Origin of the sequence: Streptomyces sp. TBY4 (genome assembly GCF_024213195.1) — a bacterium.
In the GTDB taxonomy this organism is placed as follows: Bacteria; Actinomycetota; Actinomycetes; order Streptomycetales; family Streptomycetaceae; genus Streptomyces.
This window is the reverse complement of the sequence record NZ_JANAVF010000025.1, coordinates 1-14,150: the sequence shown is the minus strand read 5'-3', so window position 1 is coordinate 14,150 and position 14,150 is coordinate 1. Positions and strand designations below refer to the sequence as shown.

Below are 14,150 nucleotides of genomic sequence, written 5' to 3'. Positions count from 1 at the left end.
TGGCGTCCGCGGTGCGGGTCGGGCTAGTCCGACCCGTACCGCGGATCAACCGTTTCGGGCGACAGCCCGAGCAACTCCGCGACCTGCTCCACCACGATCTCGTGCACCAGCATCGCCCGCTCGTCCCGGGACTTCGCCCGGATCTCCACCGGCCGCCGGAACACCACGATCCGCGCCGGCCGCCCGCCCCCGGCCTCCACCAGCGCCCCCAGCGGCACCGCCTCGTCGTTCCACCCGGCCTCCGCCCCGCCCGGCGGCCCCGGCACGTCGCCGACCAGGAACTCCACCTCCGCCAGCTGCGGCCAGCGCCGTTCCAGCCGCTCCACGGAGTCCCGTACGAGGTCTCCGAAGAGCTCCCCCCGGCTCGCCGACAGCGGCACCTGCGGCGGGGCCACCGGCCCGCGCATCCCGCGCCCGTGCCGGTCGCGCCGCCGCACCCGTGGCTCACCGGCGGGGGACCCGCCCGGCAGGGAGGCAACCGGGGGCACGGGCGGGGGAGGGGGAAGGGGAGGCAGAGTGCTGTCCGTCACCCCCGCAGGGTAGCCCGCACATCCGCGCCGGGGCGGGGGAGATCGGGCGACACGGGGGAGCGCCCGGGGGAGAGTCGTCGCGGCCCGGTCAAGAGTGCGGTACCGTCCAACGTCGTGAGCCTTGTACGTCGCTGTTCGCGCACCGCGTGCGGCCGCCCTGCCGTCGCGACTCTGACGTACGTCTACGCCGATTCGACCGCAGTTCTCGGCCCGCTCGCCACCTACGCAGAACCCCACTGCTACGACCTCTGCGCCGAGCATTCGGAGCGCCTGACCGCCCCGCGCGGCTGGGACGTCGTACGCCTCACCGACGGTTCGGCGCCCTCGCGCCCCACCGGTGACGACCTCGAAGCCCTCGCCAACGCCGTGCGCGAGGCGGCCCGTCCGCCGGAGCGCGCGGCCGGAGCGGGCGGCGCAGGTCAGGGCGGTCCCCACCCCGGGGAGACCCGTCGCGGACACCTGCGCGTCCTGCGCTCGCCCGATTCCTGACATTCAGTTGATCTGAAAAGCCGCACGGTGTCCACGGTAGGTTTGCTTCACAGCACATCACCTTCAGGAGGGCAGGCAGTGGCCACCGATCTTTCGAACATCGTCAAGGCGTACGACGTACGGGGCGTCGTGCCGGACGAGTGGGACGAGCACCTGGCCGAACTGTTCGGTGCCGCCTTCGTCGAGGTGACCGGTGCCCCGGCCATCGTCATCGGACACGACATGCGGCCTTCGTCCCCGGCCCTGTCCCAGGCCTTCGCCCGCGGCGCGGCCGCCCGCGGCGTCGACGTCACCCTCATCGGGCTCTGCTCCACCGACCAGCTGTACTACGCCTCCGGCAAGCTGAACCTGCCCGGAGCGATGTTCACGGCCTCGCACAACCCGGCCCAGTACAACGGCATCAAGCTCTGCCGGGCCGGCGCCGCCCCGGTCGGCCAGGACACCGGCCTCGCCACCATCCGCGAACTCGCCGAGAAGTGGAACGACGAGGGCGCCCCGGAGATCCCCGCCGGCACCGTCCCGGGCACCGTGACCGAGCAGGACACCCTCACCGGCTACGCCGAGCACCTGAAGGGCCTGGTCGACCTCACCGCCGTCCGCCCCCTCAAGGTCGTCGTGGACGCGGGCAACGGCATGGGCGGGCACACCGTCCCCACCGTCTTCACCGGCCTCCCGCTGGACCTGGTCCCCATGTACTTCGAGCTGGACGGGACCTTCCCGAACCACGAGGCCAACCCCCTCGACCCGAAGAACATCGTCGACCTCCAGGCCCGCGTGCTGGCCGAGGGCGCCGACCTCGGCATCGCCTTCGACGGCGACGCCGACCGCTGCTTCATCGTCGACGAGCGCGGCGAGGGCGTCTCCCCGTCCGCCATCACCGCCCTGGTCGCCGCCCGCGAACTCGCCCGCAACGGCGGCACCGGCACCGTGATCCACAACCTGATCACCTCCTGGTCCGTGCCCGAGGTCGTGCGCGAGAACGGCGGCACCCCCGTCCGCACCCGCGTCGGCCACTCCTTCATCAAGGAGGAGATGGCCAAGTCCGGCGCCATCTTCGGCGGCGAGCACTCCGCGCACTACTACTTCAAGGACTTCTGGAACGCGGACACCGGCATGCTCGCCGCGCTCCACGTCCTCGCGGCCCTCGGCGGCCAGGACGGCCCCCTCTCGGAGCTGGTCTCCTCCTACGACCGCTACGCGGGCTCGGGGGAGATCAACTCCACGGTCGCCGACCAGACGGCCCGCCTCGCTGCCGTCAAGGCCGCCTACGGCTCCACCGAGGGCGTCACCCTGGACGAACTGGACGGCCTCACCGCGACCGCCGAGGACTGGTGGTTCAACGTCCGCGCCTCCAACACGGAGCCCCTGCTCCGCCTCAACGTCGAAGCCCGCGACGAGGCCACCCTGGCCAAGGTCCGCGACGAGGTCCTGGCACTGATCCGCGCGTAGCACCGGCAGCGCCGCCGCACCTGATGTCCGCCTACCGCCGAGTACTCTCCACCCGTCACCAGAGGTGACTCGGCGGTAGGCTGACCTGGCCCGATCCACATCCCCGAAGGGAACACCCCATGCCGCTCGAAGCCGGCCTGCTGGAGATCCTCGCCTGCCCCGCCTGCCACTCCCCCCTCGAGGACAAGTCGGCGGACGAGACGGCCCCCGAGCTGATCTGCACCGGCCAGGACTGCGGTCTCGCCTACCCGGTCCGCGACGGCATCCCCGTGCTCCTCGTCGACGAGGCGCGCCGCCCCGCCTGAGCCTCCTGCCGCCACCCCGGGCAAGAGCCGAGACTGGTTCCGTCACCGAACAGGTTCCGTCACAGACACAGCCGGAGGCCGCCATGCTCGACGAGTCACTCCTCGACGCACCTGACGATCTCGCCCGCGCCGACCGCCGCGGCCTGCTCCGCGGCGCCGCCGACGCCGGCGCCCGGGTGCGCACCGCGGCCCGGCACGCCACCGAGGCGGGCCTCGCCGACCTGCGACCCGACGGCCGCCCCCGCGCGGTCCTCATCGCCGGGCCCGGCACCGCCGCCACCGGCGTCGCCGACCTGCTCGGGGCGCTCGCCGGCGCCTCCGCGCCCGTCATCCGGCTGCACCCGACCGGCGTCGCGCACGCCGCCGGGGCCCTGCGCTGGACCCTGCCCGGCTGGGCCGGCCCCGTCGACCTGCTGCTCATCGCCACCACCGACGGGACCGAGCCCGGCCTCGCGGTCCTCGCCGAGCAGGCCTACCGGCGCGGCTGCACCGTCGTCGCCGTCGCCCCCGAGCGCTCGCCGCTGAGCGAAGCGGTCGACGGCGCGCACGGGCTCCTCGTACCGATGGCCAAGGCCCCGTACCAGGAGTACGACGAGTCGGCCGCGGCCGGCCCCGGCGCCCTCTGGGCCCTGCTGACCCCGCTGCTGGTGCTCCTCGACCGGGTCGGCCTGATCACCGCCGCCCCGCACACCCTGCAGCTCGTCGCCGACCGGCTCGACCGCACGGCCGAACGCTGCGGCCCCGCCATCGCCACCTACTCCAACCCGGCCAAGACCCTGGCCGCCGAGCTCGCCGACTCCCTCCCGCTCATCTGGAGCGAGGGCGCCGCAGCCGGACCCGCCGGGCGCCGCTTCGCCGCCACCCTCGCCGAACTCGCCGGCCGTCCCGCACTCGCCGCCGACCTCCCCGAGGCGCTCCCGGCCCACGGGGTGCTCCTCTCCGGAGACTTCGCCGCCGGAGCCGACCCCGATGACTTCTTCCGCGACCGAGTGGAAGAACCGCAGGCCCTTCGCGCACGCATCGTGCTGCTGCGCGACCGGCCCGCAGGCGGACTGACAGCCGCCCCTGCCGCACGAGAGCTCGCCCTCAGCCACGACACGGCCATCAGCGAGCTCGCACCGGAGGAGGGCACCGAGCTGGAACAGCTCGCAGAACTCCTCGCCGTCACGGATTTCGCCACCGCCTACCTGGCGCTGGCCTCCGGGGGACACAGCTGAGGCGCACAATCGCGCCCCTCTCACCCAGGAAGACGACCGATGGACCGCCTCACGAACACGATCCGCCCCTACGCCTGGGGATCGACCACCGCGATCCCCGAACTCATCGGAGTCGCACCGACCGGCGAACCCCAGGCCGAGCTGTGGATGGGCGCCCACCCCGGCGCCCCCTCACGCCTCGACCGCGGAGCAGGCGAGCAAGCCCTCTCGGACGTCATCGCGGCCGACCCCGAAGGCGAACTGGGAGCCGCCGCCGTCCGCAAGTTCGGCCCCCGCCTCCCCTTCCTCTTCAAGCTCCTCGCCGCCGGCGCCCCGCTCTCCCTCCAGGTCCACCCCGATCTCGCCCAGGCGAAGGCCGGGTTCGAGGACGAGGAGCGCCGCGGCGTGCCGATCGACGCACCGCACCGCAACTACAAGGACGCCAACCACAAGCCCGAGCTGGTCTGCGCCCTCACCCCCTTCGAGGGACTTTCCGGCTTCCGCCCGCCGCTGGAGGCCGCCGCCCTCCTGGAGGGCCTCGGCGTCAACTCCCTGAAGCCCTACGCCGACCTCCTGCGGGCCCACCCCGAGGAGGCGGCCCTGCGCGAGGTGCTCACCGCCGTCCTGACCGCCGACCGCGCCGAGATGGCCCGTACGGTCACCGAGACCGCGGCCGCCGCCGAGCGGCTCGGGGGCCCGTACGCCCCGTACGCCGGGCTCGTCCACCACTACCCGGGAGACCCGGGCGTCATCGCGGCGATGCTCCTCAACCACGTACAACTGCAGCCCGGCGAGGCCATGTTCCTCGGCGCCGGCATTCCGCACGCCTACCTCGATGGCCTCGGCGTCGAGCTCATGGCCAACTCCGACAACGTCCTGCGCTGCGGGCTGACCCCCAAGCACGTGGACGTGCCGGAGCTGCTGAAGGTCACCCTCTTCGAGCCCGGCGACCCCGGCATCCTGCGCCCGGAGGGCAACGGCGAGGAGGTCTACGAGACCCCCATCGACGAATTCCGGCTCTCCCGTTTCGTCCTGGCCCCCGGCGGCGCCCCCCGGGTGGTCCCCGACAGCACCGCGCAGATCCTGCTGTGCACGGCCGGATCCCCGAAGGCGAACTCCGCCGAGTCCGGCGAACTGACCCTGGCACCCGGTGAATCGGTCTTCGTACCGGTCGGCGAAAAGGTCGAACTGTCCGGAACCGGCACCGTCTTCCGTGCCACTGTGGTGGTCTGACGTACCGTCCCTCTCGGTGGCTGTGAGAATCTGCGGCCGTAGCGCGGCGTCCCGGCCCGGGGCGCCGCACCGAGGAAGGGACACATCGCAACCATGAGCGCGTCGGGCGGTACCAAGGCGATCGTGGCGGCACTCGCCGCCAATCTGGCCATCGCGGTAGCCAAGTTCGTGGCCTTCGTCTTCAGCGGCTCGTCGTCGATGCTCGCGGAAAGCGTCCACTCGCTGGCGGACTCCGGCAACCAGGGCCTGCTCCTGCTGGGCGGCAAGAAGGCCCAGCGCGAGGCGACTCCGCAGCACCCCTTCGGGTACGGGCGCGAGCGCTACATCTACGCCTTCCTGGTCTCCATCGTGCTCTTCACCGTCGGTGGCATGTTCGCCATCTACGAGGGCTACGAGAAGATCCACAACCCGCACGAGATCACGCACTGGTACTGGCCGGTCGGCGTCCTAGTCTTCGCGATCATCGCCGAGTCCTTCTCCTTCCGCACCGCGATCAAGGAGTCGAACGCGATCCGCGGCAGCCTCACCTGGGGCCAGTTCATCAAGCGCGCCAAGGCCCCCGAGCTCCCGGTGGTCCTCCTCGAAGACCTCGGCGCCCTCGTCGGCCTCGTCCTCGCCCTCGCGGGCGTCGGCATCGCCCTGCTGACCGGCAACGGCGTCTGGGACGGCATCGGCACCCTGTGCATCGGCATCCTGCTGATCATCATCGCCATCGTGCTGGCCGCCGAGACCAAGTCCCTGCTGCTCGGCGAGGCCGCCGGCACCGAGGACGTCGAGAAGATCAAGGCCGCCGTGGTCGACGGCGACGTGGTCACCGGCGTCATCCACATGCGCACCCTGCACCTCGGCCCCGAGGAGCTCCTGGTCGCGGCGAAGATCGCCGTCCAGAGCGACGACACCGCCACCGAGGTGGCCAACGCCATCAACGCCGCCGAGGCCCGCATCCGCGCGGCGGTCCCGATCGCCCGCGTGATCTACCTGGAGCCGGACATCTTCAACGCCGAAGCCGCCGCGAAGGGCACCAACCCGGGCCACTGACCCGCACCCGGTACGACGAGGCCCCCCTGCGACAGCGCAGGGGGGCCTCGTCGTACCGCGCCCCGCGGATCAGTCTTCCGGCGCCGTCCGGTGCGCCCAGCCGGCGCCCGGGCCGCCGGGGAGTGGGTTGCGGGCGGCCTGCGCCGCGCGCTGCCGGGCCACCAGCGAGCCGATGCCGAGACCGCCGCCGAGGAAGAGGGCCGCGACCCCCAGGCCGGCCATCACCGGGGCCACCGACACCATCACCGGGGCCGCGGCGGCGACCCCCCGCACGGCCGAGAGCGCCAGGGTCCCGTCGTCCGGGTCGTAGACCATCGCGGAGGAGTCGAGGGCCGCCGCTCGGTTGTCGCTCATCACGAAGATCCGCCCCTCGGGCACGGTGACGTCGAAGGTCGCGATCGCCGGTACGGCCGGGTTCGCGAGGTACGGCTCGGCCAGCCGCTCCCCGTTCAGCGTCAGCGCGGCATCGCCGTTGGTCCAGGAGACGCGGTCGCCGCCCACGGCGATCACCCGCTTGAGGAGGTCCGCGTCGGACTCCCACGAGGGCGGCGGAGTGACGAGCACGAGGTCTCCGCGCCCCACCTTCTCCGGGACGACCGGGGCGATCCACACGGCGTCCCCGCGGTGGTAGGCCGGTGCCATCGCCTCCGAGGAGATCGCTCCCCTCGCGTACCCGTCGCCCCCGAGGAACACGAGCAGGACGCTGGCGCCCGCGTAGAGCAGCGGGCCGAGCGCCATCAGCACCACCGCCCAGATCCCCCTCCGCCGCCCCGGCCTGCGCCGATCCCGTCCCATGCGCTTCCCCTCTCCCCACACCACCGTGTCCGGACCGGGAAGCGTACGCAGAGCCCTCGCGCCCCGTACCACCGAGGTGGGGTACGGGGCCCGAGGGCTCGTGCGAGGGGGCCTCGCGGCTACTGGATCTCGCGCAGCACGTCCAGGATCGCGGGCTTGCCGGAGGCTGCCTGCAGCCGCTCGCGGAAGCCGGTGTCCATCAGCTTGCGCGACAGCAGCGCCAGGATCCGCAGGTGCTCGTCCCCGGCCGCGGCCTCCGGTACGGAGATCATGAAGACCAGCCTGGCCTTCGTCCCGTCCAGCGCGCCCCACTCGATGCCCTCGTCGGACCGGGCGAAGCCCACCGTCGGGCGGGTCACCGCGTCCGTCTTGGCGTGCGGGATGGCGATGGACTCGCCGAGTCCGGTCGTCCCCTGTGCCTCCCGGGCCAGGGCGACCCGTACGAGCTCGTCCACGTCGGTGACGTTGCCCGTCGTGGCCAGCATCTCCGCCATCTCGCGGATCGCCGCCTCCTTGGAGCCCGAGGCCAGCTCCGTCTTCACGGTCTGCTCGGTGAGGTACCCGGACAGCACCTCCGGGGGACCGCCCGCGGCCACCGGAGCCGCCGGCACGGGCTGCGTCCGTACGGCAGCCGCGGCGGCTCCCGCTCCTGCCGCGCTCGCGCCGCCGCCGCCCACCGGGGCACCCGCACCGACCAGGGCCGGCTCCGGCGCGAGCACCGAGGCACCGCCGGTCACGCCCTCCCGGCGCAGCTTGAACTCGATCAGCGCGTTCGTGGTCAGCGCGGTCACGACCGCACCGGCCGCGATGGCCACGAAGAACATCGCGACGCCGCTGATCGCACCGAACAGCGAGACGATCGGACCGCCGTGCGGCACCGAGTCCTGGACCCCGGCCACACCGGCGATGGCACCGGCCACCGCGCCACCGAGCATGTTGGCGGGGATGACCTGGGCGGGCCGGGCCGCGGCGAAGGGGATCGCTCCTTCGGAGATGCCGAAGAAGCCCATGAACAGGGCGGCGAGGCCGGTTTCCTTCTCCTCGTCGCTGTAGAGCTTGCGGCGCAGCAGCGTGGCCAGACCCTGGCCGAGCGGCATGACGGGGATGGCCGCCGCGGCCATGCCCATGACGTGGTTGTTGGTGCCGATCAGGCCGACGGCGACGAGGAAGGCGGTCTTGTTGACCGGGCCGCCCATGTCGAAGGCGATCATCAGGCCGATGATGGTGCCCAGCAGGATCGCGCTGGAGCCGGTCATCCCGTTGAGCCAGTCGGTCAGGTGCGTGAAGATCCAGGAGATCGGTTGCCCGATCACGTAGATGTAGAACAAGCCCAGGGCCACGGTCGACACGATCGGGATCACGATGATCGGCATGATCGGCTGGATGACCTTGGGGACCTTGACCTTCTTGATCCACACGACCAGATAGCCCGCGAGGAAACCGGTCGCAATGGCGCCCAGGAAGCCCGCGTTCGCGTCGGCCCCGTAGATGTGCACGGCGTCCGCGGCGAGGAATCCGCCGATCATGCCGGGTACGAGGGCCGGCCGGTCGCCCAGCGCGTAGGCGATGTAGCCGGAGAAGATCGGCAACATCAGGGAGAAGCCGGTCACGCCGAGCTTGTTGACGTAGAACCAGAAGGTCCCGTCGGGAATGACCAGCCCGCCCTTGGCGTCCGCGTGCCCGCCCAGGGAGAGGGAGACGGCCAGCAGCAGACCGCCCACGACCACGAACGGGATCATGTGCGAGACGCCGTTCATCAGCGCCTTGTACGCCTGACTGCGCTGCCTGCCGCCGCCCCCGCCGGCGCCGCTGCCCGCCGCCGCCGAGGTCCCGGCCTGCACCGGAGCGCTCTGCGCCCGCCGGATCAGCTCCTCCGGCTTGTGGATGCCGTCCGCAACGCCCGTGGACAGGACGCGCTTGCCCGCGAACCGCTCGAGGTCGACTTCCTTGTCGGCGGCGATGATGACGGCGTCCGCTTCTCTGACATCGTTGTCAGAGAGCACGTTCTCGGCCCCGATCGAGCCCTGCGTCTCCACCCTGATCGAGATGCCGAGCCGGTCGCCGGCCTGCTGGAGCTTCTCCGCCGCCATGTACGTGTGCGCGATACCGGTGGGGCACGCGGTAACGGCGACGATCTTCACGGGCTTGCGCCCGCTCGCGTCCCCGCCTTCGGGAGGGCCTGCCGGACTGGTCACTGGAATCTCCTCACGAGCGTTGTCCTGCGGGATCGCGCGTACAACCCGACCCAACGGCATCGTCCAACAGGTAAGGGTCGGATCAAAAGTCCGAAAGGCCCTGAATCCTCCGCCGTAGGCCCCGAAGCTCAGCCGAGACTTGCCCCCAAGTCACCTGGGCCCCGCTCCGCCGATCGGTGTAGATTCGTCATCAGTGTCAGGCGTCGCTGCTGATGGCGGTCGGGCGGTCCTCAGGACCGGCCGAGGGGAGAGAGGACCCCCGACGGACTGAGCGCCATGTGCGCCGTCTTGACGACGGTGCGCGGCTCAGCCGTACCCACCTCTCCACATCACAAGGAGCAGCACCCACATGACTGCCGCTTTCACCGACTTCAAGGTCGCGGACCTCTCCCTCGCCGTCTTCGGCCGCAAGGAGATCACCCTCGCCGAGCACGAGATGCCCGGTCTGATGTCGATCCGCCGGGAGTACGCGGCCACCCAGCCGCTCGCCGGCGCCCGCGTCACCGGCTCCCTGCACATGACCGTGCAGACCGCCGTCCTCATCGAGACGCTCGTCGCCCTCGGCGCCGACGTCCGCTGGGCCTCCTGCAACATCTTCTCCACCCAGGACCACGCGGCCGCCGCCATCGCGGTGGGCCCGAACGGCACCCCGGAGAACCCGCAGGGCGTCCCCGTCTTCGCCTGGAAGGGCGAGACGCTGGAGGAGTACTGGTGGTGCACGGAGCAGGCGCTGACCTGGCCGAACACCCCGACCGGCGGCCCGAACATGATCCTGGACGATGGTGGTGACGCCACGCTCCTGGTTCACAAGGGTGTCGAGTTCGAGAAGGCCGGCGCCGCTCCGGACCCGTCCACGGCGGATTCCGAGGAGTACGCGCACATCCTGACGCTCCTGAACCGCACGCTGGGCGAGGCCCCGCAGAAGTGGACGCAGCTCGCGTCGGAGATCCGCGGTGTCACCGAGGAGACCACGACCGGTGTCCACCGCCTCTACGAGATGATGGCCGAGGGCACCCTGCTCTTCCCGGCGATCAACGTGAACGATGCCGTCACCAAGTCGAAGTTCGACAACAAGTACGGCTGCCGCCACTCCCTCATCGACGGCATCAACCGTGCCACCGACGTCCTCATCGGCGGGAAGACCGCCGTGGTCTTCGGCTACGGCGACGTCGGCAAGGGCTGCGCGGAGTCGCTGCGCGGCCAGGGCGCGCGCGTTATCGTCACGGAGATCGACCCGATCTGCGCGCTGCAGGCGGCGATGGACGGCTACCAGGTCGCGACGCTGGACGATGTCGTGGCGACGGCGGACATCTTCATCACGACCACGGGCAACAAGGACATCATCATGGCCTCCGACATGGCCAAGATGAAGCACCAGGCGATCGTGGGCAACATCGGTCACTTCGACAACGAGATCGACATGGCCGGTCTCGCGAAGATCGAGGGCATCGTCAAGGACGAGGTCAAGCCCCAGGTCCACACGTGGAAGTTCCCCGAGGGCAAGGTCCTCATCGTCCTCTCCGAGGGGCGTCTGCTGAACCTGGGCAACGCGACGGGTCACCCGTCGTTCGTGATGTCGAACTCCTTCGCGGACCAGACGCTGGCCCAGATCGAGCTGTTCACCAAGCCGGCCGAGTACCCCACCGACGTCTACGTACTCCCCAAGCACCTCGACGAGAAGGTGGCCCGCCTCCACCTCGACGCCCTCGGCGTCCGCCTCACCACCCTGCGCCCCGAGCAGGCCGCGTACATCGGCGTGGACGTCGCCGGCCCGTACAAGCCGGACCACTACCGCTACTGATCCCCACGGATCAGCGGCACCCACGCGTCAGGTCAGGCCCCCGGCATCCGTGCCGGGGGCCTGCCCCGTACCCGCCCGCAACCCAGGAACCCCCAGGAAGACGCCCCATGCCCCGAGGCCGCTACGCGCTCCACGACCCGCACGACCACACCCCCCTCGGCGAGGAGCACTTCCACTGCGCCCCGGGCCCTTCCGGCTGGCGCTACGTCTCGCAGCTCACCGCGCCCGACGGCGCGCACCGCGGCTCCCTCGACCTGGCCGTCGACGAACTGGGCCGCCCCATCCGGCTCGAGGTCAACGCCTCCAGCTGGCAGGTCCGCGGAGCCGCCATCGACGGGATCACCTGGGTGCGCACCGACCCGGCCGGAGCCGAGGCCACCGAGGGCAACGTCCCCGGCGCCGCCGGCTTCACCGGCACCTCCCCGGCCTTCCTCGTCGCCACGTCACGGCTGCTGCGCCTCGCCCCCGGCGCCCCCGCCACCCGCGTCCGCCTCGTCGCCCTGACCGACCCCGTCCTGGCGGCCCGTACGACGGACCAGGCCTGGCAGCTCGTGCAGCGCGCGGAGCACCCCACGGACAGCGGCCCGCTGCTGGTCGACGAGTACCGCGTCACCGCCCTGGACACCGGCCAGGTCCACACGGTCCACATCGCAGGTGACGTGGTCCTTTCGGCCCCCGGCATAGAACTCGAACACCTGGAGACCCCGCCCTCCGCCTTCCCCGACGGCCCGGCCGACTAGGCGGGCGGCGCGAACCCGGTCGCCTTCGGCGGCTCTACGGGTACGGGTACGGGCGCCACCGGAGCCGCGACGGGCACGATCACCGGGGCCGCCGGGGCCACCACGGCCGGCATCACCACGGGCGTGGGCTGCTGCCCGTACGCGACGGGAGCCGCCCCCGGCGCGGGCGGCTGCGGGCGGAAGGCCCGCGCGGCGTCCCGCGACTGCCGCTCGTGCACCACGGCCATCAGGAACGCGGCGGCGGGCACCCCGACCGGCGGCGGAGCCCCCGTACGCGCCACCAGATCGTCCGCGAGCCGGGCCGCCATCGAGGCACCCACCTGCGGATCCAGCTGGTTCATGCGCGTCAGGTACTGCCGGATCGCCAGCCACAGCCCGTCCGGCACCGCGGACAGGTCCAGCCCGCCGAACCGCCCGGCCAGCCACGGAGGCGGCGGCGGCACGGGCATCACCCGAGCCCCGGGCACCCGCTCCCGGATCACCAGCGTCCCCGCGAACACGTCCCCGAGCCGCCGTCCCCGCTCGGAGGACAGCGAGGCGATGCACGCCACGGACCCGAAGGTCATCAGGAGTTCGAAGACCCCGAAGGCACCCCGCACGAGCGCGTGCCGGAACCGGATCGGCCCGCCGTCGTCGCGCACCACGCGCAGCCCGCACGCGAGCTTGCCGAGCGAGCGCCCGTGGCTCAGCGTCTCCACCGCGATCGGCACGCCGACCAGGATGAGCACGAACGAGGCCACGGACACGGCCGCCCGGGCCGCCCCGTCCATCGATGCGGTGGCCAGCACCAGCCCGACGGAGATCAGCAGGTACCCGGCGACGTACACGAGCAGGTCGAGCAGGATCGCCAGCGCCCGGCTCGGCAGCCTCGCCGGCCGAAGCCCCAGGACGACCGCGTCCCCCGTCACCAGATCGCTCACCGACGCACACCCTTCACTGACCTGCCCCGCCCCATCGGCCTCCAGTCTGCCAAGCTGACGGAGCAAGCAGTAGAGAAACCGGCAGTGACCAGGGGCAGGGGAGCGCCAACCGCATGGATCTCGACGTCTTCGTTGCGGCCCACCAGGCCGAGTGGGCCCGGCTCGAACAGCTTCTGGGCCGCGGCCGGCGCCTCACGGGAGCCGAGGCCGACGAGCTCGTCGAGCTCTACCAGCGCACGGCCACGCACCTCTCCCTCGTCCAGTCGAGCACCCCCGACCCGATGCTCACGGGGCGCCTGACCCAGCTGGTAGCCCGCGCCCGCTCCAAGGTGACGGGCACCCGCAGGTCCGGCTGGCGCGACGCGGCCCGCTTCTTCACGGCGGGCTTCCCGGCTGCCGTCTACCTCAGCCGCCGCTGGTGGATACCCACGGCGCTGGTCTCCACGGCCGTCGGCGTGCTCGTCGGCTGGTGGATAGCCACCCATCCGGAGATCCAGGGCGCCATCGGCGCCCCGGAGGACCTGAAGGAGATGACGAAGCCGGGCGGCGGCTACGAGACGTACTACTCCAGCCACCCCGCGGCCTCCTTCGCGGCCCAGGTCTGGACGAACAACGCCCAGGCGGCCGCGATCTGCCTGGTCCTGGGCGGCTTCCTGGGCCTGCCGGTCCTGTACATCCTGTGGCAGAACATGCTGAACCTGGGCGTCGGCATCGGCCTGATGTCCTCGGCCGACCGTCTCGACGTCTTCCTCGGCCTGATCCTCCCGCACGGCCTGCTCGAACTGACGGCCGTCTTCGTGGCCGCCGGTACGGGCCTGCGCCTCGGCTGGACGGTCATCGACCCCGGCCACCGCACCCGCCGCGTGGCCCTGGCCGAACAGGGTCGCGCCGCCCTCGGCATGGCCATAGGCCTGGCCGCGGTCCTCTTCCTGTCGGGCCTGATCGAAGGCTTCGTCACCCCTTCCGGCCTGCCCACCTGGGCCCGCATCGGCATCGGCGTGGCTGCCGAGGCCGCCTTCCTGCTCTACGTCTACGCCCTGGGCGGCCGCGCCGCCCGAGCCGGCGAGGTGGGCGACGTGGAGCAGGCCGACCGCACGGCGACGCTCCCCACCGCGGCCTGATGTGCGTACGAGCATGCTGAGCTGCTAGTCTCCTCGTCGTCCCGCAAACACCGTTGACACGGCGGCTGCGGGGAGGTAGATTCGAACGGTTGCCTCGAACTGGACAAGTTCGGCAGCGATGGTTTAAAGTCTTTCTCGCCCCCAGGAATTGAATTCCAAGCGGGCACACCCAACTCTTCATTCAGGAAACTGAAGCCGGGAAATCCGGTGGAAAACTTCTGATAGAGTCGGACTCGCCGGAAAGGGAAAACGCGAAAGCGAATGACCTGGAAGGCGGAAAACAAGCGAGACGGACTCTGATAGAGTCTGAAACGCAAGAACAGAACGAAAGCCCGGAG

At 71.6% G+C, this 14,150-nt stretch carries 13 protein-coding genes; 9 read left to right on the top strand and 4 right to left on the bottom strand.

The window, feature by feature from the left end:
* Positions 1-23: 23 nt before the first annotated feature.
* Entirely contained in the window at positions 24-530 is a 507-nt protein-coding gene (locus tag NLX94_RS36505; RefSeq protein ID WP_374684065.1) for a metallopeptidase family protein, read from the bottom strand.
* Positions 531-644: 114 nt separating this feature from the next.
* On the opposite strand from NLX94_RS36505, the gene NLX94_RS36500 reads away from it, so the two are divergent.
* The 6 genes from NLX94_RS36500 to NLX94_RS36475 all read left to right on the top strand — a co-directional run bounded on the left by NLX94_RS36500 (position 645) and on the right by NLX94_RS36475 (position 6,240).
* Entirely contained in the window at positions 645-1,019 is a 375-nt protein-coding gene (locus NLX94_RS36500) for a DUF3499 domain-containing protein (RefSeq protein WP_254387576.1), read from the top strand.
* A gap of 78 nt (positions 1,020-1,097) precedes the next feature.
* Complete coding sequence (locus NLX94_RS36495) at positions 1,098-2,468, top strand: phosphomannomutase/phosphoglucomutase (protein WP_254387575.1); 1,371 nt, start codon at positions 1,098-1,100, stop codon at positions 2,466-2,468.
* A gap of 119 nt (positions 2,469-2,587) precedes the next feature.
* Positions 2,588-2,773, top strand: coding sequence for a Trm112 family protein (locus NLX94_RS36490; RefSeq protein ID WP_037797711.1), 186 nt, complete (start codon positions 2,588-2,590; stop codon positions 2,771-2,773).
* 83 nt (positions 2,774-2,856) lie between these two features.
* Positions 2,857-3,990, top strand: a complete 1,134-nt coding sequence (locus tag NLX94_RS36485) for an SIS domain-containing protein (protein WP_254387574.1) — start codon at positions 2,857-2,859, stop codon at positions 3,988-3,990.
* A gap of 39 nt (positions 3,991-4,029) precedes the next feature.
* Positions 4,030-5,202, top strand: a complete 1,173-nt coding sequence (manA, locus tag NLX94_RS36480) for a mannose-6-phosphate isomerase, class I (protein ID WP_254387573.1) — start codon at positions 4,030-4,032, stop codon at positions 5,200-5,202.
* A 93-nt stretch (positions 5,203-5,295) separates the two neighbouring features.
* Positions 5,296-6,240: a cation diffusion facilitator family transporter gene (locus tag NLX94_RS36475; RefSeq protein ID WP_254387572.1), complete on the top strand. Its 945-nt coding sequence runs from the start codon at positions 5,296-5,298 to the stop codon at positions 6,238-6,240.
* 69 nt (positions 6,241-6,309) lie between these two features.
* On the opposite strand, the gene lepB is transcribed toward NLX94_RS36475, so the two are convergent.
* A complete protein-coding gene (gene lepB, locus NLX94_RS36470; protein WP_254387571.1) occupies positions 6,310-7,035 on the bottom strand; it encodes a signal peptidase I in 726 nt (241 codons plus the stop codon).
* 119 nt (positions 7,036-7,154) lie between these two features.
* Entirely contained in the window at positions 7,155-9,230 is a 2,076-nt protein-coding gene (locus tag NLX94_RS36465; protein WP_254387570.1) for a fructose-specific PTS transporter subunit EIIC, read from the bottom strand.
* Positions 9,231-9,579: 349 nt separating this feature from the next.
* Here NLX94_RS36465 and ahcY point away from each other — a divergent pair, with 349 nt between their 5' ends.
* Together ahcY and NLX94_RS36455 are read left to right on the top strand one after the other, a co-directional pair.
* Positions 9,580-11,031, top strand: a complete 1,452-nt coding sequence (gene ahcY / locus NLX94_RS36460; protein WP_254387569.1) for an adenosylhomocysteinase — start codon at positions 9,580-9,582, stop codon at positions 11,029-11,031.
* Between the two features lie 107 nt (positions 11,032-11,138).
* On the top strand, positions 11,139-11,771 hold the full coding sequence (locus NLX94_RS36455; RefSeq protein ID WP_254387568.1) for a hypothetical protein: 633 nt from the start codon (positions 11,139-11,141) through the stop codon (positions 11,769-11,771).
* Here NLX94_RS36455 and NLX94_RS36450 read toward each other — a convergent pair.
* The gene (locus tag NLX94_RS36450; RefSeq protein WP_254387567.1) at positions 11,768-12,691 is read right to left on the bottom strand and encodes an RDD family protein; all 924 of its coding nucleotides are present in this window, start codon (positions 12,689-12,691) and stop codon (positions 11,768-11,770) included. The genes NLX94_RS36455 and NLX94_RS36450 overlap by 4 nt on opposite strands.
* A 113-nt stretch (positions 12,692-12,804) precedes the next feature.
* On the opposite strand from NLX94_RS36450, the gene NLX94_RS36445 reads away from it, so the two are divergent.
* The gene (locus NLX94_RS36445) at positions 12,805-13,812 is read left to right on the top strand and encodes a stage II sporulation protein M (protein ID WP_254387566.1); all 1,008 of its coding nucleotides are present in this window, start codon (positions 12,805-12,807) and stop codon (positions 13,810-13,812) included.
* Positions 13,813-14,150 lie beyond the last annotated feature (338 nt).